Below are 24568 nucleotides of genomic sequence, written 5' to 3'. Positions count from 1 at the left end.
TTCTTTTTTAAATTCATAACTATATTTCATAAAAATACCCTCCTTACTGGTTTGTCCAGTAAAGAGGGTACATATCATTACGAGGTAGTCGTTTTTAATTTATATCTATTTATTTTTATCCAAAATATATTCCGAAAAACTGTGCTACTGATGCTAGTATTATGAATATGTGCCATATTGAATGGAAGTATTTTCTTTTCTTAGCGTAGAAGTAGACTCCGATGGAATAGAGTATTCCTCCGGATAATATGAGTATGAATGAAAGCATTCCAGAGATTTGGATGACTTTTTTCATAAGTAGGACTGACATCCATCCCATTACTCCGTAAAGTATGAGTGATTGCTTTTTGTATTTTTCTTGGAGATTTTTCCTGAATATTGTAATTTTGAGGATTATTCCTACTAGTGCTATAAGCCAAATGGCTACTAAAAATCCTACTCTTTGTGCGCCTTGTAACACTCTAACTATTATTGGCGTGAATGTTCCAGCTATGCAGATGAATATTGCGGAGTGGTCAAAATATCTGAGGACTTTTTTTGCTTTGGTGTTGGTGATGGCGTGATATAGCGTGGAAAATAGGAACATCAGCATTAGGCTTACTCCGTAGATTATGTTTGCGATTATAAGTGGAGGGTTGCCTTGCGATTTTATGATTAACAATACCATGAACGCTATTGCTATTAGAACTCCCACTCCATGTGTTACGGAGTTGAAGATTTCTTCGCCTATTGTGTATCTTTTTTTAGTTTGTTGCATTAATTCCTCCTTGTTTCGTAATGATTTAATTTTATTACTTAAATATGGTTATTTTATGAGTGTGTGGTTGGTGGGTGATGTGATGATAGAAATGGCAAATGTGTGTGAATTAGGATATAATTGATGTAACGAATGATGAAAAAGAGGGATTTATGAGATATAGATTATATAATGCGGATGATTATGACAGATGTTGTGATTTGTTGAGAGATTCTAATATGAAGTACAGTTTTTCTGAGAAGAGCGAAGTGAAATTGTTTGGGGACATTGTGAAATCGGAGAGTTTCTGTGAGGATTGTACGTTTGTTTTGGAAGACGGCGATGCGATTTGTGGGATTGTGATGTTCACGAGATGTCGTGTGAGGAAGTTCGATGGGTTGTTGCTGTCGATTTTCTACATTGACGATGAGCATTTGAGTGATGATAATGTGGATTTGCTTGTGGGAAATGCTGTGAATGATGTTATGAGTCGTGGGGTGAAATTTGTATGCGTGATGGGTGAGCCTAGTGTGTTCACGAGATTTGGTTTCACGAGGGCGAGAGACTACGGGATTTTGTGTCCTTTTTATGTGGAGGATGATTATTTCATGGCGAGATGCGAGGACGGGTTCAAAACTCGTGGAGAGCTTAGTTATGCAAAGGAGTTTTTTGAGTAATGAAGATTAGTTTGTGTGCTGTTGAGCAGCGTTTGAATGATAAGGTATTTAATATGAAGCAGATTGAGAAATACGCAAGAGATGAGGCTTTAAATGGTGCTGATATGTGCGTGTTTGGGGAGAGCTTTTTGCAAGGGTTTGAGTGTTTGAGTTTTGTGTACAAGGATGATGTCGGTGTTCCTGTGACGCAAAATTCGAATGAGATTGCGGAGATTCGTAGGATTGCGAGGGAGAATGAGGTTGCGATTTCGTTCGGATATATTGAGAATGATCATGGTGCGTTTTATTCTTCGCAGATGACTGTGACGAAACGTGGGGAGATTTTGAACAATTACAGGAGAATGAGTCCTGGTTGGAAGGAGCCTTCTGCTTGCAGCGATTACAGGGAAGGCGATAAGTTGTATTTGTACAAGATGGATGGAGTGAGTTTTTCGACGTTGATTTGCGGTGATTTCTGGGATGAGGAATTGTATACTTATATTTCTATGATTGACTCTGATATTTTGTTGTGGCCTGTGTTTGTCGATTTTTCGGTGAAGGACTGGTTTAAGAATGAGTTTGAGGACTACAAGAAACAATCGCAGCTTGTGCCAATGCCGGTGTTGTTTGTGAATTCGTTCGTGGATGAGGACGACAGGGCGAAGGGTGGCGCTTATGTGTTTTACCAAGGGAAGGTTGTTGAGGAACTAGAACCAGGAGAAGCGGGTGTGTTGAGGTATGAGTTTGTAAGGTGAGGTATTAGAGAGTTTGTGTGGAGGTAGGTTTTGAGTGAGGGGTATGTTGTTAGATGGGGTTAGAGAGTTAGTGTGAAGGTAGGCAGGGACAGGTTTTTGTTGCTAGAGATACGTTGTTTCAAACCAGAATAAAAGGTTTAACTTCACTCGTCTGGCTTCCAAAAATTGGAAAGCCTCTAATCTCGAAATCCTAAAATTTGAAGCTCGTGATCCGCACTCAAGCGGTCAAATTTTGGCCGGATTTCTGCGATTGAGTTTTCACAATTTTTTCCAGATGACTCGCTTAGTTAAAGCCTTTTATTCTAAAGGATCATACCTCTGGGGGATTTGGGGGAGAAAGTTGATAATTCAACTCTCAAAATCCTAAATCAGTCCGCGGCTTCGCTTTCTGATTTTGACGGATTTTTTCGAATGAATTTTCGTTTGTATGTGATTGTGCTGGGATAGGTTGTGATGGGGAGTTATGGTTGATGGATGAGGTCAGAGAGTTCGTGTAAAGGTAGACAGGGACAGGGTTTTTGTTGCAGGATTTAAGTTGTTTCATACCAGAATAAAAGGTTTAACACGCTTCGTCAACAAGGCGTAGGAGCAGGTTTGCTCGAATATCTGGTCTACAGAAATTTGTGATTTCTAAATCTTGGTATCCTAAAATTTGAAGCTCGTGCTCCGCACTCAAGCGGTCAAATTTTGGCCGGAGCCCTTCGATTTGAAATCAAACTAAATTTCTTCCGAATGATATTCTTCGTCAAAGCCTGCTTCCTACTAAAAAATTCTTAAAGTTGAAAGCCTCTAATCTCGAAATCCTAAAATTTGAAGCTCGTGCTTCGCACTCAAGCGGTCAAATTTTGGCCGGATTTCTGCGATTGAGTTTTCACAATTTTTTCCAGATGACTCGCTTAGTTAAAGCATTTTATTCTAAAGGATCATACCTCATGGGGGATTAGGGGGAGAAAGTTGATAATTCAACTCTCAAAATCCTAAATCAGTCCGCGGCTTCGCTCCCTAATTTTGACGGATTTTTTCGAATGAATTTTCGTTTGTATGGGGCTGGTGCTTAGATAGGTAAGGATAGGAGTTATGGTTGTTGGATTGGGAGCAGAGAGTTCGTGTGTAGGTAGACAGGGACAAGGTTTGTTGCGGGAGATACGATGAGAATTCGTGTAAAGGTAGACAAGGACAGGGTTTTGATTGCAAGAATTACGTTGTTTCAAACCAGAATAAAAGGTTTAACACGCATCGTCTGGCTTCCAAAAACTGGAAAACTCTAATCTCGAAATCCTAAAATTTGAAGCAAGCTTCGCTTATATAAAATAAAATAAAAATTATAACCGTATGAAATTCGACACGTTTAGAAATTACGCAGAAATTTACATAAAATAATGATAAGAAGGGATGGTGTTTGATGGGTAGGTTGATTGATGAGGAGCTTTTGTCTAAAAGAAGAGCTATTGAGCTTTGGGACAAGGGTTTGATTAATAATTTTGAGGTTGGTACTTACAAGGGTTTGCAGGAGATTCACGCATTTTTATTTCAGGATATTTTTGAGTTTGCAGGGAAGACTCGTGATGTGAATTTATCAAAAGGAAATTTCAGGTTTGCAAATTTGTTGTATTTAGAGAGTAATTTGGCGATTATTGAGAGGATGCCAGAGGGGTCTTTTGATGAGATTATTGAGAAGTATGTGGAGATGAATGTGGCGCATCCTTTCAGGGAAGGGAATGGTCGTGCGACTAGGATTTGGCTGGATTTGATCCTTAAAAAGAATTTGAACAAATGTATTGACTGGACGGTGGTGGACAGGGCTGATTATTTGAGTGCTATGGAGAGGTCGCCGGTGAATTCTTTGGAGATTAAACACTTGTTGAAGAATGCTTTGACGGACAAGGTTGACGACAGGGGTGTTTATTTGCGTGGTATTCAACAGTCGTATGTTTATGAGGATTTGAATCGATATGATATTGAGGATATAGAGAAGTAAGGGAGAGAATTTGTGTAGAGGTAGTTTTGTTGCAAGATTTACGTTGTTTCATACCAGAATAAAAGGTTTAACACGCTTCGTCTAGCTTCCAAAAATTGGAAAGCCTCTAATCTCGAAATCCTAAAATTTGAAGCACGCTTCGCTTACGCGGTCAAATTTTAGCCGGATTTCTGCGATTGAGTTTTCACAATTTTTTCCAGATGACTCGCTTAGTTAAAGCCTTTTATTCTAAAGGATCATACCTCATGGGGGATTAGGGGAGAAAGTTGATAATTCAACTCTCAAAATCCTAAATCAGTCCGCTCGCTTCGCTCCCTGATTTTGACGGATTTTTTCGAATGAATTTTCGTTTGTATGTGAGTGTGCTGGGATAGGTTGTGACAGGAGTTATGGTTGCTGGATGAAGATAGAGAATTCGTGTGAAGGTAGACAGGGACAGGTTTTTGATTGCAGGAATTAGGTTGTTTCATACCAGAATAAAAGGTTTAACTTCACTCGTCTAGCTTCCAAAAATTGGAAAACTCTAATCTCGAAATTCTAAAATTTGAAGCACGCTTCGCTTACGCGGTCAAATTTTGGCCGGATTTCTGCGATTGAGTTTTCACAATTTTCTCCAGATGACTCGCTTAGTTAAAGCCTTTTATTCTAAAGAAATTTATGGATAAACTTATGGTTTTCGCTGGAAATTGTGTGATAGAATTCGTATAAAGGTAGGTTTTTTATCTATATACTATATTTTAAACGATTACAGAAATTACGTAAAAATTGAGAAGTTTCAAGGCTTTTATAGGATATGATTTCTAGTCCACTCTAATAAATCTTTTTCTGTTTTTTCTGACGCGGAAACAGACATAATAATTTCGATTAGTTCTTTTTGGCAGTATTTCAAGGAATATCCATTAATTTCTAACAAAACTAGCATAACGTGTGTTCCTATTCTTTTATTTCCGTCAATAAAAGGATGATTTTTTATTAGCGAAAACCCTAAATGGACAATTTTATTAATATTTCCTTTATATAAATCTTCGCCGCCAAATGTTTGAAACGGAGAGTTCAAGGATAAATCCAGTAGATTTTCATCCCTTACTCCCCGTTCTCCTCCAAACTGTTCTATTAATGATTTGTGAAGCATTATAACTTGTCTTTTTGTTAAACTTATCATTTAGCAAGTTCCTCATAAGCTTCTTTGTTTTGATCCATTATACGTCTTGAAATTGAAAGTATATCTTCATCATCGGCTATTTTTACATTTTCAAATTCAGAATATTCTATTAGTACATATTTTGGGTTGTTGTTTTTTAATATGACAGCAGATCCTTGCTCATCTACTAGTCGTGCTACTTTGGAGAAGTTTTGGTTTGCTTCTGTGATTGATACAAGATTTTTTGTGTTAATTTTCATGATTATCCCTCCTAATAAAATTATACCACTATTTAGGATAAATTAAACCTAAAATTCATATTTTTAGGATAATAAACCATATCTCTAAACGAGAAAAGAAGCAGATTACTACAATTGCTGTAGAATATCATCTGGAGAAAATAAGTATAAATCCATGCGAAATGAACCGTTAAGAAATCTCACTCGTGTCAGAGCGAAGCTCGCACTTGAGATTTTAGGTTCATGAGCTTAGGATTTATTTATTTTCGTAAGCTAGATATTCGGGCAATTGTGGTTTTCTGCTTTGTATGAATTTATGATGCGCTGGCAATTTTGTTGGCAAAAAAATTAGGCACACTACACAGTGTGCCTTTGTATCACCTAAAAATAGGTTTCCGTATCCTTAACTTATAAGGTTTTTGGTGAGTTTATTATACCAAAAAATGAAAAAAAGAAGCTGTTTTGCAGCTTCTTTCCTAATTCTATTAGAATTTGTTTACTAGATTTTCTAATGTTTCGAGTTTGATTTGTGGATTCCATTCTGATCCGCTATCTTCTAGTTGTTTGATGTATTCTTGTTTGTCTTCTTTGTAGTAGTCCATTGTGTTTTTCAATGCTTTGACTGCCATTTTGAAGTTTTCTGTGTCTTTTACTTCTGAGACTTTTTTGATGAAGTATTGTTGTGATTGTTCTGGTTTTGTTTCTAGGAATTCGCATCTGTTGACTATTTCTGTGAATAATCTGTCCATTTTAAGTGATGCTCCTGCTGTTCCTACTTCGTATTTTTCTAATCTTTCTACGAATTCATCTATTGTTGCTTTTTCATCATCTGTAAGTTGTTGGTCGTCTTGTTGTGTGTCTTCTTTTTTGTCAGCATCTTCTTTTTTATCTTCTTTATCTTCTTTTTGTTCTGTTTTATCAGTGTCTTCTTTTTTGTTTTCTTGTCTGTCGGCCACTGTATCTTTTTTGCTGTCTTCAGCTGTTGATGTTGTTGTATCAGGTTTAGTTAATGATTGTTCGCTGCTGCAGCTTGATAGCGATACTGAAGCGATTAATGCAAGTAATAATCCAAATTTTTTAATGTTTTTCATAAAATCCTCCTCCGATTTCTTTATATATATTATACCACTATTTCGATTTTCCAATCAGGAGAATGTCTACAAAATATCTACGATTATACTAAGATGCCTATTATTATGGTGATGATGAGAAGCATTATGATGTGAAGTACGATGTCTAGGTAGATTGCGGCTAATAATTCTATTAGGTAGGTGTTGATTTTGGAGTTGAGATTGGATTCTGCGGGTATTACTGTCCAATTGACTTTCATTTTGTTGCAGATGAGTTTGGTTCTGAATGCGTGGAAGTTGTTGGTGATGACGCAGACTTTTTTGTTGTCACAATCTATATCCTGTTGTATCAGATTTTTTACGTATTCTATGTTTTGCATGGTGTTCATGGCAAGTTTTTCCAATAAGATATCTGTGTCTTGGATGTTGTTTTCTACGGCGAAGTTTTTCATGGCTACGGATTCTTCGATGTCTCCGTTGGATTTGCCGCCGGAAAATATCATTATGCTTTTGTTGGTTCTGTAGTAGGCAAATGATGTGAGCATTCTTTGTTTGATGAGCTCAGAGAGTTCGATTCCTTTCATGGATCCTCCGAGGACTACGATGTAGTCGAAATCTTTATCGGTTTTTTTATATTTGATTATGAGGTTTCCGAGTAGGTGTGACAGTACAATTAAGCTCAGATACAAATTCATTCCTATTATGTATTTGTAAAGGTCAAATATTTTGAACAGGTTTATTGCTATCATTGCGATGTATAATAAACTTGCCGATAAGTGAAGTGCGATGTTGGCTTTGACTTTTGCTTTTTGGTAGAGTCTGTATGATATTATCGTTAATATGAATATATCTGTGATTACATTGATCGCTATGATTATGTTCAAGATTATATTTGAACGTGGCGCAAATATTAGTCCGATGGCACTAATTGCGAACAAAACGATGCTTGTTGCTGTGAACATGCTTATGAAGTTGTCTGCGGCTGCGATTATTAGAAGTATCGCAGATATGAGTAATAGTGTGTACATGGGTATTCCTTTCACGAAAAATTATATCACACATTGTGGGATTGGTTGATGATATAATCATATTAAGGAGGGGGTTTTTATGAGAGGGTTAGTGTTGGAAGGCGGCGGAGCGAGGGGCTGCTATCAGATTGGCGCTTACAAGGCGTTGGTGGAAATGGGAATTGACTTTGATTATGTTGTGGGAACTTCGATTGGGGCTATCAATGCGGCTATGATTTGTCAGGGCGATTGGGAGATTGCATACAAATTGTGGGAGAATATTTCTTATGATGATGTGATTAGCCTAAAGGACAATGATGTCAATTCTATTATGAAACAGAGTTTAAGTTTGGATAATGCGAAGGATAAGCTAGGCTTGGCGAAGGATTTTTTTGATAACAAGGGTTTCGGGGTGGAGCCTTTGAATGAGTTGTTGAGCGAATATATTGATGAGAAGAGAGTCCGTGAATCTAGGATGAAGTTCGGTCTTAATACTGTTGATGTGGAACAAAGGAAGGTTTTGAATTTGTTTATTGACGATATTCCACAAGGTCACTTGCGTGATTATTTGCGTGCGAGTTCTAATTTGTTGGTGTTTAAGCAAGAGAAAATCGACGGGAAGAGGTTGATTGATGGTGGATATATGGAGAATAATCCGTACAAGATGATTGATGATGTGTGTGATGAGGTTGTTCTTGTGTCGTTGAAGCCGTATTTGTTGACGAATAAGTTGAAGAAAAATCCAAAATACACGATTATTAAAACGTGGGACAGAGATTTTCCAAAAGTTTTGGAGTTTGAAAAGGAAAAGATGCGATACGGACTGAAGCTTGGATATGACGATACGATGAAGGTTTACGGAAAAATTAGCGAATAAAATTATTGAAGATATTGAAATTGTGATAAAAACTGAAAATTATGTAGAAAAAAATTTTCGTTAGTTGTATAATATTTAATATAGAGAATTTTTGAAAGAAGGAGGTCTGAATAATGAGCATTAAAATTAATAATGAAGTAGTTGAAATGATGCTATATTTCTGGCAATCAGCGTCAGAAGGTCAAAAGGTTGCAGAATCTTTTATCATTGATGTGGCTAATAGAGACGAAATGAAATTAATATACAATGACAAATTTGATGAGGAAGCTGTTAGAAGAGTTTTATCATCTATTACAAACAAAGAGCTTTTGAATGGTGGAAGTCCTGAAGAAAAAAGATTCTGGAACAACAACATGTGGATGATGGAAGATATGGGTGTGGTTGAAGCCATGGTTGACCCTATCAAACATTTGAATCTTGATGATGTTGAAACAGACAAGAAGGAATTGATTTTCGTTCCAGGTCATATTGAAGAACACTATGATTTGGGAGACAAATTAGTTGTGAACTTCTTCAAGGTATCTGTGGATATTTTTGGTGGCACAGGTGCTGTTACTATGGACGGAGAAGATTTCAGAGAACACATCATTAAATTATTGCAAAAATAGAATTTGCTATTTGGGGCTCTTTATGAGCCCTATTTTTTATTGCAAAAGTAAAGGAGTAAGTATGTTAAAAAGGTATAAGTGGTTTATTGATTACTACAAGAAAAGCTACATAATCGCAATTATCGCACTTATTTTTGATTATGCTTTCAAGTTGATTTTGCCGTACATGATTGGTAATGTGGCAGACAATATTTTCAACAAGAATGTGACAGCTGAAAATTTGAAGATTAATTTGGGAATTTGCTTGGTTGCAAGTGTGTTGTGTTATGTGGTTAGCGTTGTGTGGAATTTGAATGTGTTTAGGGGCGATGACACGATTAGGTATTTGGTGACGACTAGGTTGTACGACAAATATTTGAAACAATCGCCGGAGTTTTTTGAGAAGAATTCCACGGGGTCTTTGATGGGGAAGGCTACAAATGATCCGTACGCTTTGGGAGATTTTGCGGGATACGGTCTGATGAGTTTATTCGATTCGACTTTTTATCCTATTTTGATAGTTATCGTGATGATTGTGACGACAGATTTCAGGTTAACCTTATTAAGTGTGCTTCCACTTCCAATTTTGGTGGTCGTGAGTAATAAAATCGGCAATAAATTGAATACGACTTTTGATGAGTCGCAAAAATCGTTTGATAAGATGAACGATCAGACTTTGGAAACTGTAAGTGGTGTGCGTGTGGTTCGTGCGAATAATTTGAAGGATTTTCAAAGAAAGAAGTTCCAAGATAGGGCGGATGATTTGTACGAAAAAAACATGGCGACTGCAAAGTTAATCGCATGGTATGGTCCAATCCAAAAGCCTATTGAGGTTATGACTTATGTGTTGGCGATTTCTTACGGAACTTATTTGATACGAACTGGAAGCATTACTGTGGGAAGACTGATGAGTTTTATGTTTTATTTGAATTTGTTGATTTGGCCGATGATTGGCATGGGCGATTTCATCAGCGTGAAGAAGCAAGCCGATGCGAGTATGGACAGGATTCAAGAGGTGTGGGATTACAAGGAAGACATTGTGAATAAACCTGATGCTGTTGATTTGAAGGAAAATCCTACGATTGAGTTTAGGAATTTGTCATTCAAGTATCCGAGTTCGAAGGAGAATGTTCTCCGTGATATCAATTTCTTAATTACACCTGGAAAAACTTTGGGTGTTTTGGGGAAAACTGGAAGTGGCAAGACTACTTTGTTGAAGCAATTTCTTAGATTTTACGATGTGGAAGATGGAGAAATACTTCTGAATGATAAAAACTTGACCGATTATACTGTCGAATCAGTCAGAGAAAGAATGGGATATGTTCCACAAAACCACATGATTTTTTCGAAGACTATTGGCGAAAATATCAAGCTTACAAACAATGATGCAACGGATGAAGAATTGTTGGAAGCTATACGAATGAGCGATTTTGAAAAGGATTTGGATAAGCTTGTGAATGGAACGGATACGTTGTGTGGAGAAAAGGGGATTAGTTTGTCGGGTGGTCAGAAACAAAGGATTGCGTTGTCGAGAGCTTTGATAAAGAATCCAGATATTTTGATTATGGATGACTGCATGAGTGCTGTGGATGGGACGACGGAGAAGAATATTTTGGATAATTTCAGAAAAATTCGCTCCGGCAAGACGAATATCATCGCAACTCACAGGATTAGCCAGGTTAAGGATGCTGATGAGATTATCGTTCTTGAAAACGGCAGAATAGTTGAAAGAGGGACTCACGACTCTTTGATGAAACAAGATGGTTGGTACAAGGAGCAATATTTGAGACAGACAGTGGAGAGTGCTTATGAGAAAGAGTGTGACGAATAGAATAATAAAATACTCCCTAAACGAGAAGAAAAACTTGACGATAGGGATGGTGTTTACGGTGTTGATGACGATATTCGAGATTATAGGGCCGATTATATTGGCGTATATCATCAACAATTTACTTACAGGAGAAAAACTTGTATACAATATTAGAAAATTAGCGTTGGTGTTGTGCTTGTATGCGGTGGTTTTCTTCGTGGATTCACTGTGGAAGTACAATTCTACGGTGTATTTGGAGAAAACTGCGAACAAAATCGCACACAGGATGCAGATGGATGTGTACGATCACATTCAAAAAATGCCGATATCATTTTATGATAATTTACCGGCGGGAAAAGTTGTCAGCAGAATTACAAACGATACGAAAACTGTGAAGAGTTTCTATCAAATGGTGTTGGCACAGCTTATGGTAAGCGTAATTGTGAGTATTTTTATGATTGCGATGGTGCTTATAACTGACACGAAAATCGGGATTATTGTGTGCCTATTTTTCCCAATTATGTTTTATATTTTTAAGAAATTTTTGCAAAAATCACGTTTTGCATTTACAAATATGAGAAAATACATTAGCGAAGAGAATGCGAAAATCAACGAGACTATCAATAATATCGAGATAATCAAGGCGTATAATTTGGAAGATGATTTCAGTAAGGATTACGAAACTTCTGCGAAAAATGTCTACGATTACGGGTATATGGTGACCAGGGCTTATGGTACGATGAGCTACAATGTGTCGCAGCTTCTCAGAAATTTTGCGACGATTACGATACTTGGGATTTATGCGTACAATGTTTTGACTGGAAATACTGATGTAAAATTGGGGAGCATGTATTTGACGATGGAATACACTTCGAGGACTTTCTTGTATATCAGTAACTGCGTGGAAAGAATGGGCTCATTGGAGCAATCGTTCAGCGCAGCAGAGCATGTGTTTGAATTATTGGATACTGAGGTCGAGGAGTTTCCAGAACGAGAAATCGGCGACATCAAGGGTGATGTTAAGTTTGAAAATGTTGATTTCTCGTATATTGAAAACGAACCTGTGCTTAAAGATTTGTCGCTTGATATAAAAAGCGGAGAAAGTGTTGCATTTGTAGGGTTTACGGGAAGTGGCAAGACTACAATAATCAATTTGCTTTTAGGATTTTATAAGCCACAAAAAGGAGTAATCAAAATCGACGGAAAGAACTTCAACGACTACAGTGTGGATTCTATAAGAAAGAATATTTCGTTAGTGCCACAAGATCCGGTGCTTTTTATGGGAGATGTTAGGAGTAATATCAGGCTCGACAAGGATTTTACAGATGAAGAAGTCGAGAATGCGTTGAGGGATATCGGTGCGGACAGGTTGATAGATTTCAGAAATGGTCTCGATGAGGAAGTCAAGGACAATGGCGCAAGTTTCTCTGCTGGTGAAAAGCAGCTTATAGCATTTGCGAGAAGTTACATCACCAATCCGAAGATTTTGATATTGGACGAGGCGACGGCAAACATCGACACGCAAACGGAATCTGTGATTCAATACGCAATCGATAAATTGAAACAAAACAGGACTACATTTATAATTGCTCACAGATTGTCTACGATTAAAAACGTGGATTGCATTTACGTGTTGGACAAGGGTGTTATTGTAGAAAAAGGAACGCACGAAGAATTGTTGGCAAATGGCAAGATTTACACGAGAATGTATCGTGAACAAAACAAGAAGGGCTAATATGAGTGATAATAGAAAAGCAGGGATTTTGTGTCCTGTGTTCAGTTTAAGTTCAAAATATGGAATAGGAAGTTTTGGTGAGAGTGCGTATGAGTTTGTTAGGTTTTTGAAGAAATCGAAGCAGACTTATTGGCAAATATTGCCGCTTGTTCCGATAAGTTCTGATGGCAACAGTCCGTATTTGTCGCCGTCAACTTTTGCTGGAAACTACATGTACATCGACATCGACAAGTTGATTGAGGATGGTTTGCTGACGGAAAGAGATGTTCGTGGCTACAAATTCGAAGATGATTTTGTGGATTACGATTATGTGGCAAAATCAAAGGATGAGATTTTACGAAAAGCTTTTGAGAACAACAAGGTTTTGAAGATAATCGACACGGAAAATTTTAGTGAGCGTGAACTTGTTCGTGGATTTTGTTTGTTTCAGGCTTTGAAAAAGCATTTTAATGGCAAATCTTGGTTGGAATTTCCAGATAATATAAAATACCGCAAGAAAGAGAGTGTCGATTATTACGAGAAATTGTTAAAAGATGAGATTGAATACAATGTGTTCGTACAATGTTTGTTTTACAAGCAGTATTTCGAATTGAAAGATTACGCGAATGATTTGGGGATAAAAATATTTGGAGATTTGCCGATTTATGTATCGAAGGAAAGCAGCGATATGTGGGAAAATCCCGATATGTTTGTGGTGAACGAGGATTTGTCACCGAAATTAGTTGCAGGTGTTCCTCCGGACAGGTTTTCTGAAACTGGGCAATATTGGGGAAATCCCGTGTATGATTGGGATTATTGTGAGAAAACTGGATTTGATTGGTGGTTGAAAAGGTTGAAGCATAATTTGAAAATGTACGATGTGCTTCGTCTGGATCATTTTAGAGGATTTGAAGCTTTTTGGGCGATTGATGCATCGGAAAATACTGCTGAAAACGGACACTGGATTAAGGCAAAGGGCGAGGAGTTTTTCGAGATTTTGAAAAAAGAAAACTTGATTGACAGGATTGTTGCCGAGGATTTGGGTTTGATTACTGATGATGTTATCAATCTGCGCGATAGATTTTCCTTCAAGGGTATGAAGGTGATGCAATTTGCGTTTGATTTGAATGAGGAGTCGGATTATTTGCCGCACAATGTGGGCGAAACCACAGTGTATTACACTGGAACTCACGACAATCAAACGTTGAGAGGATTTGTAAATAGCAGAAGTTCTGATGAGCTTGAATACATTAAAAATTATGTGAATTCAGATGATGTACAAGAGGCTTTGATAAAAGTTGCTTATATGACGAGAGCCGATTTGTGTATGTGTCAGATGCAGGATTTCTTGGATTTGGATGATGATTACAGGACGAATACGCCAAACACGTTGGGTAATTGGACGTGGAGAATGAAAAAAGATTGGCTTACGGATGAGTTTGAATTTAAAATTTCTTCGATTGTGAAACTCTACAACAGGGACTAGTTGAAGTAAAATGATTATAGGTATATAATTTAATTTGCAGCAAATTATTAGGAGGAGTTATGAAGAAAGTTCTTACGATTGCAGGTTCTGATTGTTCAGGCGGAGCGGGAATTCAAGCGGATATCAAGACTATGTCGGCACACGGGGTGTATGCGATGAGCGTTATTGTTTCGGTGGTCGCAGAGAATACTTTTGAGGTGGTGTCGATTGAGGATTTACCCGATGAGATTATAAAGGATCAGATTGATTGTATTTATAATGATATGGGAACTGACGCTGTGAAGATCGGAATGTTATCGAACAAGAGGATTATGAGTTGTGTTAGGGACAAATTATTGGAATACAAACCGGAAAATGTGGTGTTGGATCCTGTGATGTATGCGAAGCACGGCGCTTGTTTGATGCAAGAAGATGCGATTGATTTGTTGATTGAGGATTTGATTCCTTTGTGCACTTGTATAACTCCGAACATTCCAGAGGCAGAGAGAATTAGTGGAATGAAGATCGACGGCGTGGACGATATGAAAAAAGCAGCTGTGAGTATTCACGATATGGGAGCGAAATACGTTCTTGTGAAGGGCGGTCATCATGTGGGAGATGCGATTGATATTTTGTATGATGGAGAGAATTACCACGAATTTGTGACTGAAAAGATTGACACGAAGAACACTCATGGGACTGGCTGTACGCTTTCAAGTGCTATAGCTAGTAATTTGGCGCTTGGAAAATCGATAGATGACGCTGTGAAATTCAGTAAGGATTACATTACTAATGCTATTAAGCACGATTTGCATATTGGCAAGGGAAATGGGCCGACAAATCATTTCTACAAATTTTTTGAAGGAGAGTTGGAAAATGAATAAGGAATTTAACTTAGGGTTGAACTTGGTCACGAATAAACAAACTCTCAAGGGAAGGGATTTATCAGAGACTATTGAGATTGCGCTGAAAAATGGTGCAGATTCTGTGAGACTTAGAGAAAAAAACATGGATACGAGAAGCATTATGCGCGAGGCTTTTAGGATAAAAGAGATTACTCAAAGCATGGGCAAACTTTTGATTGTGAATGACAGGGTTGATATTGCTAAGGCGTGCGATGTCGACGGGGTGCATTTGGGACAAAAGGATATGCCGATTAAGTATGCTAGGGAGATTCTTGGTGACAATAAGATTATTGGGATTAGTTGTCACACGTTGGAACAAGCGTTGGAGGCACAAGAGGCTGGCGCTGATTACATTGGTGTGGGGGCGATTTTTCCGACGTTCACTGGAGATGATTTCGTGAGAGTTACAATCGACACGTTAAATGAGATTTCTGAGAATATTCACATTCCAATCACTGCGATTGGTGGCATTAACAAGAACAATATTAGGATGATTTTCGACTGTAATGTAGATTCTGTGTCATTGACATCGGCGGTTTTTTCGACGGGAGATGTCGCAGCATCAACACAAGAGTTGAAACAAAAATTTGATATGATTTTGAGTAGATAACGAGGGGTGCGAGGGCACCTCTTTTTTAATGCGATGAAATGAGGAATAGTTTCATAGCAAGAGAATTGCTGACGGTAGTTTCAGAACAAGGAAAAGTAGAAAACCAGTTTACACGAATATCTAGACTACGCAAATTTGTGATTTCTAAATCTCAAAATCCTAAAATTTGAAGCACGCTTCGCTTACGCGGTCAAATTTTAGACAGATTTTTTCGATTTGAAATCAGCTAAATTTTCTCCGTATGATATTCTTAGTAAAACTGGTAATCTACTTTTGTTTCAATGCACAAAAAAATATTTCACTGAAAAGAATAATCGCAGGACGTATACATATGACAGGAACAGGGAAACAAGAAAAGTCGTAGCACATTCGTCTGGCTTACAAAAATTGGAAAATTCTAATCTCAAAATCCTAAAATTTGAAGCACGCTTCGCTTACGCGGTCAAATTTTGGACGGATTTTTTCGATTGAATTTTGCACAATTTTTTCCAGATGACTCATTTAGCTACGATCTTTTTTGTTTGTTTCGATGCAGCCTTATCAAATATAATAATCTATTTTATTTCACAATAATAAAAATCAACAAAAGAAAAAACTTCGCTTAACACCAACGGGGGACGAAGGCGCCGTTGTGTCGTTATGATATAATCTAGGTTGATAGGGGGATTTTATGAAGGGAAATTATGAGACGATTGTTCATCCGTTGTCTCCTCTTTACGATGAGGATTCGAAGATTTTGATTTTGGGTTCTTTTCCGTCGGTGAAGACTAGGGAGTGCGGGTTTTTCTATGGGCATCCACAAAACAGGTTTTGGAAGTTGATGGAGAGGCTTTTCGATGTGGATTTGGATGTGAGTATTGAGGATAGGAAGAGGTTTTTGTTGGAACACAATATTGCGGTGTACGATTCGATTTATCAGTGCGATATTATTGGTTCATCAGATTCTAGTATCAAAAATGTGGTGCCTTCTAATTTGAAGGGGATTATTGATTGTGCAAATATTAATCATGTTTTTTGCAACGGGGCTGCTTCTTTTAAGTGTTTTGAGAGATATCACGCTAAGAATTTGGGCGTGGAGGCTACGAAGCTTCCTTCGACATCACCTGCAAATGCAAGGTTTAGGTTGGATGATTTGGAAAAAGAGTGGAAGGTTATTTTGGAGTATTTGTAGGAGTTTGAAATCATTTACAATAATGTATTTCTGGTGTTATAATGGTTAATGTATGGAAGAAATTGTTATAAAATTATTTTTTATTGAGGAGTACAAATGAAGAATTACACTGAATTATTAAAATCTGAATTAATTATGGCGTTGGGATGTACTGAACCGATTTCTATTGCGTTGGCAGCGGCTAAGGCTAGGGAAGTTTTGGGGGTTATTCCATGTAAGATAGAGGTTATGTGTTCAGGAAACATCATCAAAAATGTTAAGGGCGTTACTGTTCCAAACACTAATGGTATGAAGGGCGTGGAAGCTGCGACTGCTATTGGAACTGTTGCGGGAGATTCTTGTCTTGGACTTGAGGTTTTGTCAAAGGTTACAGAAGATGATATTAAGGCTGCGAAAGATTTGATGGCAAAGGACATCATCACTGTTAGCTTAAAAGAAGGCGTGGAAAACTTAGACATAGAAATCGTAGCAGAGGACGACAATGGAAATACTGTGGATGTTGAGATCAAAAACAAACACACAAATATAGTGAAGGTTACTAAAAACGACGAAGTAATACATATTGATAATTGCTACACTCACACACCAGAATACGAAAATTACGACGAACTTTCTGTGAAGGATATTTTTGAATACGCAAACAATGTGGACTTGGATGAGGTTAAGGATTTGTTGGAAAAACAAATTACTTTGAATTCTGATATTTCCGATGAAGGTTTGACTGGAAAATGGGGAGTTGCAATGGGCAAGATTTTGATGGATGAAGATGATTCTATCAGAACGAAAGCTAAGGCAAGAGCTGCAGCTGGGTCAGATGCGCGTATGAGTGGATGTTCTCTTCCAGTTGTGATTAACGCAGGAAGTGGAAACCAAGGTATAACTTGCACGATGCCTTTGGTTGTGTTTGCGAATGAAAAAAATTACGACAGGGAAACTTTGTACCGTGGGCTTTTGGTTACAAACTTGACTGCACTTCACATCAAGAGATTTATCGGTAGACTTTCAGCGTTTTGCGGGGTTACTTCTGCGGGAGTTGCTGCTGGGGCTGGAATTTGCTACATGGAAACTAAGGATTTGGATTTGATTGAAAAAACAATCGGCAATGCTTTGATGATTGCATCAGGTATGATTTGTGACGGTGCGAAGGCATCTTGTGCTGCAAAAATCGCCACAGCTGTCGATGCGGGAATTTCTGGATATTATTTGGCTAAAAATAATAGAAATTTCGAAGCCGGAGATGGTTTGTTAAAAGATGATATCGAAGAAACTATCAGAAGCATCGGTTATGTTGCCAAGGAAGGCATGAAGGAAACGGATATTATTGTGCTTAACACGATGATTCAAAAATAGATTTGAGGGCATTAGTTAATCTAATGCCTTTTTTATTTGTGTAAACAAAAACATTTTCACATTTAACGCAAATATGATTTGAATTTAACGGAAAATTATCGTAAAGATGTGGATTTAAAAGCAAGTAAATTGCTTGTGATTTCAATGATAAACTCTAAGAAAACACTTGCATAATTTATTTATTAGTATTATAATTTAATTAAATAAAATATTTTGAAGGAGGATTCTTATGGGATCATTTATTAGTGCCGAAAGTACTTGGATACTTTGGGCTGTGTTGGCATCATGTGCTGCTCTTGCAATATATTTGGAACAAAAATATACATGGGCAAGTAAGGTTACAGGATGTATTTTGGCTTTGACTTTTACTTTAATTTTGTCAAACCTTAAAATTATTCCAACAGAAGCACCTGTTTACGATGCTGTGTGGGGTTATGTAGTTCCTTTGGCTGTACCAATGTTGTTATTCAACGCTGATATCAAAAAAATTGGTAGAGATTCAGGAAGAGTTTTAATTATTTACTTATTAAGTGGTATTGGAACAATTTTGGGTGGATTTGTCGCATACTTTGCTTTGAAGAATGCAATTCCTGCTTTGAACGATATCGTTCCAATGTTTGTGGGTACTTATACTGGTGGTTCAGTAAACTTCGTTGCAATGAGTCAACAATACAAGGTTCCTGGAGCAACTGTATCAGCTGCATTAGTTGCAGATAACTTACTTATGGCTTTATATTTCTTCACATTGATGGCTCTTCCAACGATGGCTGTTATCAAAAAACATTACAAGATGCCTCTTGTTAACGCATTGGAAGAACAATCAGAATCTGATAAGGAAGCTAACAAAACTATGGCTGCAAAATATTGGGGAGCAAAAGAAATCTCTCTTAAAGACATTGCTTTCACAGTTGCATTATCATTTGTTATCGTAGCCATTTCTGACAAATTAGCTACTGTATTTGGAGATTTGTTCAAAGGCGAAGGCGCTGTAAGTGCAATTTTGGGTGGATTATTGGGAAATAAATATTTGTTAATGACTACATTTACTATGATAATTGCATCAGTATTCCCTAAACAAATTTCATCAATCAGAGGCAGCCAAGAAATTGGTACTTTCTTGATTTATTTGTTCTTCGCAGTTATCGGAGCTCCAGCATCAATAGGACTAATTTTGAGAGAATCTCCATTGTTATTAGTATTCGCATTAATCGTTGTACTAATCAACTTAATAGTTTCATTGATATTTGGAAAACTTTTCAAATTCAACATCGAAGAAATCATTATCGCATCAAATGCGAATGTCGGTGGACCAACTACTGCAGCAGCAATGGCTGTATCAAAAGGTTGGACAGAACTTATCGTTCCAGCACTTCTGGTAGGTACGTTAGGTTATGTAATTGGTAACTACTACGGTATTCTTTCGGGAATATTGTTACATTAATTTAGAAATTTGAACACATTCTTTGGGTTAATCTCAAAGAATGTGTTTGTTTGAACAGTAATTTGAACAAAAAGGAGAAAATATGTTAGAAAATTTAAAACCGGAAAGAGTGTTTCATTATTTTGAAGAATTGACTAAAATTCCTAGAGAATCTGGAAATGAACAAGCAGTGAGTGATTTCTTGTACAAGACTGGAAAAGATTTGGGACTTGAAACTATTCAAGACGAAAGCAACAACATTATTATCAGAAAACCAGCTCATCCTGATTATGTGGATCATCCTTCAGTTGTAATTCAAGGGCACATGGATATGGTTGCAGAAAAAGCTGATGGAGTTGAACACGACTTTTTGACAGATCCTATTCCACTAGTTGTTGACGGTGATTGGGTTAAAACAGAAGGCACTACTTTGGGTGCAGATGATGGTATTGCAAGTGCAATTGGTCTTGCAATTATGGAAGACAAGGACGCTAAGCATCCAGCGCTTGAATTATTGGTTACTACTAATGAAGAAACTACAATGGTTGGTGCAAGAGCTTTGAAGAGGGAAAACATCAAAGGTAGAAAACTTTTGAATATTGACGCCGAAGTTGAAGGGATTTTGTTGTCTGGTTGTTCAGGCGGACACAATATAATTGGTACGAAAAAGCTAAATTACGTAGACAATAAAATGAAAAACACATTCGTGATGAACATCAACAACATGCTTGGTGGTCACTCAGGAATGGAAATTCACCAACAAAGAGGTAACTCCATCAAGTTTGCACGTGAAGCTTTGAAATTAATCGAAGAAAAATCTCCTGTAGCACTTGTTAGCATAGAAGGTGGAACAAAACACAACGCTATTCCAAGAGATGCGAAGGTTGTGTTCAGCTCTAACGAAGATGATTACAATATTGATTTTTCTGATTTGATTGCAAAATATCCATTGGATAAGGATATGAGAGTTAAAATCGAAAAATGCGATCACGCTGAAAAAGTTTTGGATGAAAATGACAAGGACGATATCTTATCTTTCATAGAAGATGTTCCTCACGGAGTGTACAGCATGATGAAGGAATACCCAGATATCGTTGAATGCTCCAACAACTTGGCGATATTTGAAATCAAAGATGATGTGTTGAAAGTAACCATTTCTCTTAGAAGTTCAAACCCAGAAACTTTTGATGCACACACTGAGGATGTGTCAAAAGTTTACGAAAAATATGGATTTGAAGTTAAGAAGGAAGATTATTACAAACCATGGGCATTTGCAAAAGAGTCTGATTTGAGAAACTTGGCGCTTGAAACATACAAAGATTTGTTTGGAAAAGAAATGAAGGTTGAAGTTGTTCACGCAGCATTGGAACCAGCAGTATTCATAGATACTTTCCCAGACATGGAAATGATATCCATCGGACCTACTATGAAAGACGTTCACAGTCCTAAGGAAAGACTTTCAATTGAATCTACACAAAGAACTTACGAATTTGTGAAATCACTTCTAGAAAGACTTTAGTTTTTGACAATAAATTTCAGTAATAGTCTGCACTAAAAAACCCTTATGTACGAAAAATATTCGTTCATGAGGGTTTTTGCGTTTGAAATTACAAAGCAAAACCGCAACTTTACAACACAAGTAAATAAAATTTCTACAAATCTTTAAGTTCCGATTGCGTTTTGTGACCGACATATTGAAAAAGGATTATGGATTTGTTTTCTTTTACGAAACTTTTCCTGAAGATAAAATAATGGTCGCGATTATCTTTGCAGTTTTTCGCATTTATCCTAAAATAATCACTTTTTGTAGTGACCATGTGTTCCAAAATGTCGTCTGTAAGAAAAGTAAGAGGCACGTTGATGTTTGCGTATTTGTAAAAGTCCTTCTCAAAAGCTATGAAATTGTCCGAAAAATAATCGAATTGAAATGTGTTTTTGTGTAATGTATTCATAACTACTCCATCAAATTAATGTTCAAAATCTCGCTGAATTTTATCTCTATCATTTGATTGTCGCATTCAAAATATATCTTGTCTTCGAAAAAATCGTAGATTGTACCGACGTATGATTTGTTGTTGTGGATAAATATTTCGACTGTGAAATCATTCAGAAAAGCTTGGCTTATCAGTAAAAGCAAACTACTCGCACTCAACGATTGAACGCTTATATTTTCAGTCATCGAATGTAGTGCTGTCGTGTGTTCTGACAGGAAAAATCCCATCCATTTCGCCATTTTTCTGTCGCAATATTCCCTGGCAGATTTGTAGGGAAGATAATTTCTAATAATCATAAGTACCGTCCATTCCGCCGCAGTGGCCGCCGATTAGTTTGCTTCGTTCGATTACACGCGATCCTTCCATGAGAGATGTCGCTTTTTGAATGGAAGTGAATCCGTATTTGTCTCTGATTTCATCGATTGCAGATTCCAAATTCTTCTGTTTTTCTATTTTCTCAATGTCTTCGAAAAGTGAAAATGATATGCACGCTTCATCCACCAAATTTTCGTAGCTAACACCAAGTCTTCTCACAGATCCTCCCTGATATTTTTGATGGAACAAAGCCATGACATGTTCTGTGAGTTCTGCTGTTGATTGGGAAGGGGAGATGGTTTTTTGTGCGTGGATGGATTTTTTGTTTTCCTTGTAGGAATATCCAACATAAATCGACACCACAGTCGCTTTCTTTCTGATTCGTCGAATTCTTATAGCAACTTGTTCTGCGATTTCTTTGAGAACTATTTCGATTTCACTTTTCTTGTAGTAATCTTTGGGAAGAACTTGTGAATTGCCCAGTCCCTTGGATTTTCCTTTGTAAGGTTGTGTGACTTTGGATTCGTCTACGCCGTTCGCGTGAAACCACAACTGCACGCCCATAATTCCGAATTCTCGTTTCAAAATATCTGGATTGGAATTTGCGAGATCTCTCACCGAAAAAATACACAATTTATTCAGCCTTCTTTTCGTTCTTTCACCGATTCCCCAAAAATCTGTCAAATCAGGAATACTCCACACTTTTTGTTCTACATCTTCGTAAGACCAATTTGCCCTCATATTCACAGTTTTCTTCGCTTCGTTGTCCAGCGCAAGTTTTGCCAACAGAGGATTGGAATTACTCATTCCAACTGTAGAGTACAAACCGGTTTTGTTTTTGATTTCATTTTGAATCCTAGAAGATATCAAATCCAACTTGTCCTTGCGAGATATTGTTTTATCGGGGATAAAATAGTTCAAACTAGTTGTCAAATCGATAAATCCCTCGTCGATAGAGTAGGGAAGAATCTCGTCTTTCGCTGCGTAATTCATGAAAATTTTCTGGATTTTCAAATTCTCCTCAATGTACAATGCCATTCGAGGAGGGACGATGATGGTGTTTTTCGCCCACGTTTCGATGTAATTTACATATGAATCGGTGATAGGTAAATTCTGTCTGAGAGCTGATTGGAAGTTAAACTTCCTATCGCAGACGTGAAAAGGCAAATCAAAAGCCCTACCGACATTCTTCTTTCCAAAAACTTTCTTGAAAGTTGGAGAGCTTGCAAGAATTAGCCCACTTGCATTGTCGGAATTACTCATGACGCAAAGAGAAGTTGTCAAGGGATTCAGATTTCTCTTGACGCATTCAACGCTTGCATAAAAACTTTTGATATCCACAAAAGCGATATCAGATTTTGGCTCCAAAGAGTAATCTATAAGTCCCATAACAACCTCCTTACTCGTCATCCAACGGACTATAATCTTCCAAAAACGTAGATTTTGGGTTTTCAATATAGAAAATATCTGCAGGAAACTTGTTCAGCTTCACCATTTCAGATATTTTCAAATTCAACAAATTAATATCCACACCTAACTTGTACGCCATAGTCTTGTCGTCAGTGTACTCGCGCATCGTTTTGATCAAATCCTCATCAGAAATCAAAAGATGCGCCGCGAAAATATTCGCTTCGTTTTCAAAAACATCGGTAGGATTGAACACCTTGTTCTCGTGAAAAGCGTGACCATCAATGCAGTATTTCCTGTGGAGTTGGTCATGGCCAATCTCGTGAGCTAGTACGATTTTTTTCAAACTTCCGATGTTGTTCGCAATCAAAATAACCCTATTTCTAAGAATTACTTGATACACTCCCAAAAGTTTGGACGGACTATCGATATAATGAAGCTTAATTCCCAACAAATCCAAAAGCTCATCGGGATTTCTGGTGTGGTATTTTTCAACCAAACTATTTACCTTATCATATATCCATCTATTGTACATAAGACTACCTTTTATTCTTGTTTTTTCCGTATTTTTTATTCTCTAATTTGGCTTCGTAATACGCCTCAGCAATCGCATTGAAAAGTTTGTCCTTGTCTTCTTCAGGAAGAGAACCTCCAGCGAAAAGTCCCGACAAATTATCCACCAAATTCTCCGCATCTTTTTTACCAGAATATCCGAATTTTTTAGCAGAATCCAGCACGAAATTATCTTCCACAGTCAACAAAAAATTGATGTCAACATTGAAAAACTCGGCAATTTTTTTGTACATATCTTGCGTGCGTGGACGAGTGCCTTTAGTTTCGTAGTTACTTATAGTCTTCAAAGTAACACCAAGCTTGTCCGCAAGTTCTGTCTGAGTAAGACCCCTGTCTTCTCTAAGTTGTTTTAATTTAGCACCAAAGCTCATTGATTTCCTCCATAAATGAAATTAGAAGTTCAAATTCAAAACATATGAACTGTAACTACTAATATTATAATTTAAACTTCTAATCACGTCAAATTTTTTTGGAATTTGAAAATGAAACTCAATAGGTGTATAATATAAATGTAAACAAGTTGACATTGAAACTAAAAAGGTAGTGATTAAATGAAAATTTTTAGTAAAATAAAAAGAAATTTTGAAGAATTTTTAAAAAAATTGGGCAACGAAAACAAAAATACTTTCGGTGAAGAAAGATTAGACTGTTGCACAATGAATAAACAAGATAAATAGAACATCACAAATCGGATTTGATTATTCAAGTCCGATTTTTTGATTGAAAAAATCTAAATACAAATGATAATCATTATTGACAGAATAAAAAAATAATGTTATTATTTATTT

The 24568-nt window shown here is 37.1% G+C and carries 25 protein-coding genes and 1 pseudogene; 15 read left to right on the top strand and 11 right to left on the bottom strand.

The features are described from left to right. Positions 1-115: 115 nt before the first annotated feature. On the bottom strand, positions 116-757 hold the full coding sequence (locus GKG01_RS06710) for a hemolysin III family protein (RefSeq protein WP_154271896.1): 642 nt from the start codon (positions 755-757) through the stop codon (positions 116-118). 152 nt (positions 758-909) lie between these two features. Here GKG01_RS06710 and GKG01_RS06705 point away from each other — a divergent pair, with 152 nt between their 5' ends. From GKG01_RS06705 to GKG01_RS06695, 3 genes are all read left to right on the top strand, one after another. After that, positions 910-1413: an acetyltransferase gene (locus GKG01_RS06705; RefSeq protein WP_154271895.1), complete on the top strand. Its 504-nt coding sequence runs from the start codon at positions 910-912 to the stop codon at positions 1411-1413. Continuing rightward, positions 1413-2147: a carbon-nitrogen hydrolase family protein gene (locus GKG01_RS06700; protein ID WP_154271894.1), complete on the top strand. Its 735-nt coding sequence runs from the start codon at positions 1413-1415 to the stop codon at positions 2145-2147. The genes GKG01_RS06705 and GKG01_RS06700 overlap by 1 nt, the downstream gene beginning before the upstream one ends. Positions 2148-3549: 1402 nt before the next feature. Then, positions 3550-4125 carry a Fic family protein gene (locus tag GKG01_RS06695; protein ID WP_154271893.1) on the top strand — a complete coding sequence of 192 codons (576 nt, stop codon included), beginning with the start codon at positions 3550-3552 and terminating at the stop codon, positions 4123-4125. A gap of 784 nt (positions 4126-4909) precedes the next feature. On the opposite strand, the gene GKG01_RS06690 is transcribed toward GKG01_RS06695, so the two are convergent. From GKG01_RS06690 to GKG01_RS06675, 4 genes are all read right to left on the bottom strand, one after another. Continuing rightward, positions 4910-5287, bottom strand: coding sequence for a type II toxin-antitoxin system death-on-curing family toxin (locus GKG01_RS06690; RefSeq protein WP_094202443.1), 378 nt, complete (start codon positions 5285-5287; stop codon positions 4910-4912). After that, positions 5284-5526, bottom strand: a complete 243-nt coding sequence (locus GKG01_RS06685) for a type II toxin-antitoxin system Phd/YefM family antitoxin (RefSeq protein WP_154271892.1) — start codon at positions 5524-5526, stop codon at positions 5284-5286. The genes GKG01_RS06690 and GKG01_RS06685 overlap by 4 nt, the downstream gene beginning before the upstream one ends. Before the next feature lie 464 nt (positions 5527-5990). Then, positions 5991-6596 carry a hypothetical protein gene (locus tag GKG01_RS06680; protein WP_154271891.1) on the bottom strand — a complete coding sequence of 202 codons (606 nt, stop codon included), beginning with the start codon at positions 6594-6596 and terminating at the stop codon, positions 5991-5993. A gap of 83 nt (positions 6597-6679) precedes the next feature. Next, complete coding sequence (locus GKG01_RS06675; protein ID WP_154271890.1) at positions 6680-7603, bottom strand: YdcF family protein; 924 nt, start codon at positions 7601-7603, stop codon at positions 6680-6682. A 79-nt stretch (positions 7604-7682) separates the two neighbouring features. Between GKG01_RS06675 and GKG01_RS06670 the strand changes: the two genes are divergently transcribed. The 11 genes from GKG01_RS06670 (at position 7683) to pepD (ending at position 21010) form a co-directional block, all read left to right on the top strand. Then, positions 7683-8459: a patatin-like phospholipase family protein gene (locus GKG01_RS06670; protein WP_154271889.1), complete on the top strand. Its 777-nt coding sequence runs from the start codon at positions 7683-7685 to the stop codon at positions 8457-8459. A gap of 113 nt (positions 8460-8572) precedes the next feature. Next, on the top strand, positions 8573-9067 hold the full coding sequence (locus tag GKG01_RS06665; protein ID WP_094204231.1) for a hypothetical protein: 495 nt from the start codon (positions 8573-8575) through the stop codon (positions 9065-9067). A 61-nt stretch (positions 9068-9128) separates the two neighbouring features. Further along, a complete protein-coding gene (locus GKG01_RS06660; RefSeq protein WP_154271888.1) occupies positions 9129-10877 on the top strand; it encodes an ABC transporter ATP-binding protein in 1749 nt (582 codons plus the stop codon). After that, the gene (locus tag GKG01_RS06655) at positions 10855-12591 is read left to right on the top strand and encodes an ABC transporter ATP-binding protein (protein WP_154271887.1); all 1737 of its coding nucleotides are present in this window, start codon (positions 10855-10857) and stop codon (positions 12589-12591) included. The genes GKG01_RS06660 and GKG01_RS06655 overlap by 23 nt, the downstream gene beginning before the upstream one ends. Before the next feature lies 1 nt (position 12592). Further along, positions 12593-14056: a 4-alpha-glucanotransferase gene (gene malQ / locus GKG01_RS06650; protein ID WP_154271886.1), complete on the top strand. Its 1464-nt coding sequence runs from the start codon at positions 12593-12595 to the stop codon at positions 14054-14056. Between the two features lie 59 nt (positions 14057-14115). Beyond that, positions 14116-14919, top strand: a complete 804-nt coding sequence (thiD, locus tag GKG01_RS06645) for a bifunctional hydroxymethylpyrimidine kinase/phosphomethylpyrimidine kinase (protein WP_154271885.1) — start codon at positions 14116-14118, stop codon at positions 14917-14919. After that, entirely contained in the window at positions 14912-15550 is a 639-nt protein-coding gene (thiE, locus tag GKG01_RS06640; RefSeq protein ID WP_154271884.1) for a thiamine phosphate synthase, read from the top strand. The genes thiD and thiE overlap by 8 nt, the downstream gene beginning before the upstream one ends. A gap of 670 nt (positions 15551-16220) precedes the next feature. After that, positions 16221-16721 (top strand): DNA-deoxyinosine glycosylase, encoded by a 501-nt coding sequence (locus GKG01_RS06635; protein WP_154271883.1) that lies wholly within the window; start codon positions 16221-16223, stop codon positions 16719-16721. 96 nt (positions 16722-16817) lie between these two features. Next, positions 16818-18071, top strand: coding sequence for an L-serine ammonia-lyase, iron-sulfur-dependent, subunit alpha (locus GKG01_RS06630; RefSeq protein WP_154271882.1), 1254 nt, complete (start codon positions 16818-16820; stop codon positions 18069-18071). Positions 18072-18300: 229 nt separating this feature from the next. Beyond that, on the top strand, positions 18301-19512 hold the full coding sequence (locus GKG01_RS06625) for a DUF819 family protein (protein WP_094208027.1): 1212 nt from the start codon (positions 18301-18303) through the stop codon (positions 19510-19512). A gap of 82 nt (positions 19513-19594) precedes the next feature. After that, on the top strand, positions 19595-21010 hold the full coding sequence (pepD, locus tag GKG01_RS06620; RefSeq protein ID WP_154271881.1) for a beta-Ala-His dipeptidase: 1416 nt from the start codon (positions 19595-19597) through the stop codon (positions 21008-21010). A gap of 133 nt (positions 21011-21143) precedes the next feature. On the opposite strand, the gene GKG01_RS06615 is transcribed toward pepD, so the two are convergent. The 6 genes and pseudogenes from GKG01_RS06615 to GKG01_RS06595 all read right to left on the bottom strand — a co-directional run bounded on the left by GKG01_RS06615 (position 21144) and on the right by GKG01_RS06595 (position 24151). Continuing rightward, a complete protein-coding gene (locus tag GKG01_RS06615; RefSeq protein ID WP_154271880.1) occupies positions 21144-21443 on the bottom strand; it encodes a DUF5960 family protein in 300 nt (99 codons plus the stop codon). Between the two features lie 2 nt (positions 21444-21445). After that, positions 21446-21781 carry a hypothetical protein gene (locus GKG01_RS06610; protein WP_154271879.1) on the bottom strand — a complete coding sequence of 112 codons (336 nt, stop codon included), beginning with the start codon at positions 21779-21781 and terminating at the stop codon, positions 21446-21448. Further along, a complete protein-coding gene (locus GKG01_RS09280; RefSeq protein ID WP_347233095.1) occupies positions 21771-22607 on the bottom strand; it encodes a hypothetical protein in 837 nt (278 codons plus the stop codon). Before GKG01_RS09280 ends, GKG01_RS06610 begins: the two co-directional genes overlap by 11 nt. Beyond that, a pseudogene (locus GKG01_RS09275) lies at positions 22581-23063 on the bottom strand (DNA polymerase); the annotation flags it as partial. The pseudogene GKG01_RS09275 and the gene GKG01_RS09280, both read right to left, overlap by 27 nt. 136 nt (positions 23064-23199) lie before the next feature. Continuing rightward, the gene (locus GKG01_RS06600) at positions 23200-23742 is read right to left on the bottom strand and encodes an ImmA/IrrE family metallo-endopeptidase (protein WP_154271877.1); all 543 of its coding nucleotides are present in this window, start codon (positions 23740-23742) and stop codon (positions 23200-23202) included. Positions 23743-23746: 4 nt separating this feature from the next. Next, a complete protein-coding gene (locus tag GKG01_RS06595) occupies positions 23747-24151 on the bottom strand; it encodes a helix-turn-helix transcriptional regulator (RefSeq protein ID WP_002834946.1) in 405 nt (134 codons plus the stop codon). A gap of 180 nt (positions 24152-24331) precedes the next feature. On the opposite strand from GKG01_RS06595, the gene GKG01_RS09270 reads away from it, so the two are divergent. Further along, positions 24332-24457: an LDCC motif putative metal-binding protein gene (locus GKG01_RS09270; RefSeq protein WP_256369393.1), complete on the top strand. Its 126-nt coding sequence runs from the start codon at positions 24332-24334 to the stop codon at positions 24455-24457. The last annotated feature ends 111 nt before the right edge of the window (positions 24458-24568 follow it).

Origin of the sequence: Finegoldia sp. BIOML-A4 (genome assembly GCF_009679635.1) — a bacterium.
Lineage (GTDB): Bacteria > Bacillota > Clostridia > Tissierellales > Peptoniphilaceae > Finegoldia > Finegoldia magna.
Note: the sequence above shows the minus strand (reverse complement) of the source record. Positions and strands in the feature narration are given on the sequence as shown.

Coding starts and splice junctions, on each gene's coding strand:
- GKG01_RS06675 (WP_154271890.1), bottom strand. CDS start 7,603: ATGTACACACTATTACTCATATCTGCGATACTTCTAATAATCGCAGCC.
- GKG01_RS06630 (WP_154271882.1), top strand. CDS start 16,818: ATGAAGAATTACACTGAATTATTAAAATCTGAATTAATTATGGCGTTG.
- GKG01_RS06655 (WP_154271887.1), top strand. CDS start 10,855: ATGAGAAAGAGTGTGACGAATAGAATAATAAAATACTCCCTAAACGAG.
- GKG01_RS06665 (WP_094204231.1), top strand. CDS start 8,573: ATGAGCATTAAAATTAATAATGAAGTAGTTGAAATGATGCTATATTTC.
- GKG01_RS06660 (WP_154271888.1), top strand. CDS start 9,129: ATGTTAAAAAGGTATAAGTGGTTTATTGATTACTACAAGAAAAGCTAC.
- malQ (WP_154271886.1), top strand. CDS start 12,593: ATGAGTGATAATAGAAAAGCAGGGATTTTGTGTCCTGTGTTCAGTTTA.
- thiE (WP_154271884.1), top strand. CDS start 14,912: ATGAATAAGGAATTTAACTTAGGGTTGAACTTGGTCACGAATAAACAA.
- GKG01_RS06710 (WP_154271896.1), bottom strand. CDS start 757: ATGCAACAAACTAAAAAAAGATACACAATAGGCGAAGAAATCTTCAAC.
- GKG01_RS06600 (WP_154271877.1), bottom strand. CDS start 23,742: ATGTACAATAGATGGATATATGATAAGGTAAATAGTTTGGTTGAAAAA.
- GKG01_RS06700 (WP_154271894.1), top strand. CDS start 1,413: ATGAAGATTAGTTTGTGTGCTGTTGAGCAGCGTTTGAATGATAAGGTA.
- GKG01_RS06670 (WP_154271889.1), top strand. CDS start 7,683: ATGAGAGGGTTAGTGTTGGAAGGCGGCGGAGCGAGGGGCTGCTATCAG.
- GKG01_RS06610 (WP_154271879.1), bottom strand. CDS start 21,781: ATGATTATTAGAAATTATCTTCCCTACAAATCTGCCAGGGAATATTGC.
- GKG01_RS06695 (WP_154271893.1), top strand. CDS start 3,550: ATGGGTAGGTTGATTGATGAGGAGCTTTTGTCTAAAAGAAGAGCTATT.
- GKG01_RS06680 (WP_154271891.1), bottom strand. CDS start 6,596: ATGAAAAACATTAAAAAATTTGGATTATTACTTGCATTAATCGCTTCA.
- GKG01_RS06595 (WP_002834946.1), bottom strand. CDS start 24,151: ATGAGCTTTGGTGCTAAATTAAAACAACTTAGAGAAGACAGGGGTCTT.
- GKG01_RS06625 (WP_094208027.1), top strand. CDS start 18,301: ATGGGATCATTTATTAGTGCCGAAAGTACTTGGATACTTTGGGCTGTG.
- GKG01_RS09270 (WP_256369393.1), top strand. CDS start 24,332: ATGAAAATTTTTAGTAAAATAAAAAGAAATTTTGAAGAATTTTTAAAA.
- GKG01_RS06685 (WP_154271892.1), bottom strand. CDS start 5,526: ATGAAAATTAACACAAAAAATCTTGTATCAATCACAGAAGCAAACCAA.
- pepD (WP_154271881.1), top strand. CDS start 19,595: ATGTTAGAAAATTTAAAACCGGAAAGAGTGTTTCATTATTTTGAAGAA.
- GKG01_RS06635 (WP_154271883.1), top strand. CDS start 16,221: ATGAAGGGAAATTATGAGACGATTGTTCATCCGTTGTCTCCTCTTTAC.
- GKG01_RS06705 (WP_154271895.1), top strand. CDS start 910: ATGAGATATAGATTATATAATGCGGATGATTATGACAGATGTTGTGAT.
- GKG01_RS06615 (WP_154271880.1), bottom strand. CDS start 21,443: ATGAATACATTACACAAAAACACATTTCAATTCGATTATTTTTCGGAC.
- GKG01_RS09280 (WP_347233095.1), bottom strand. CDS start 22,607: ATGAGTAATTCCAATCCTCTGTTGGCAAAACTTGCGCTGGACAACGAA.
- GKG01_RS06690 (WP_094202443.1), bottom strand. CDS start 5,287: ATGATAAGTTTAACAAAAAGACAAGTTATAATGCTTCACAAATCATTA.
- thiD (WP_154271885.1), top strand. CDS start 14,116: ATGAAGAAAGTTCTTACGATTGCAGGTTCTGATTGTTCAGGCGGAGCG.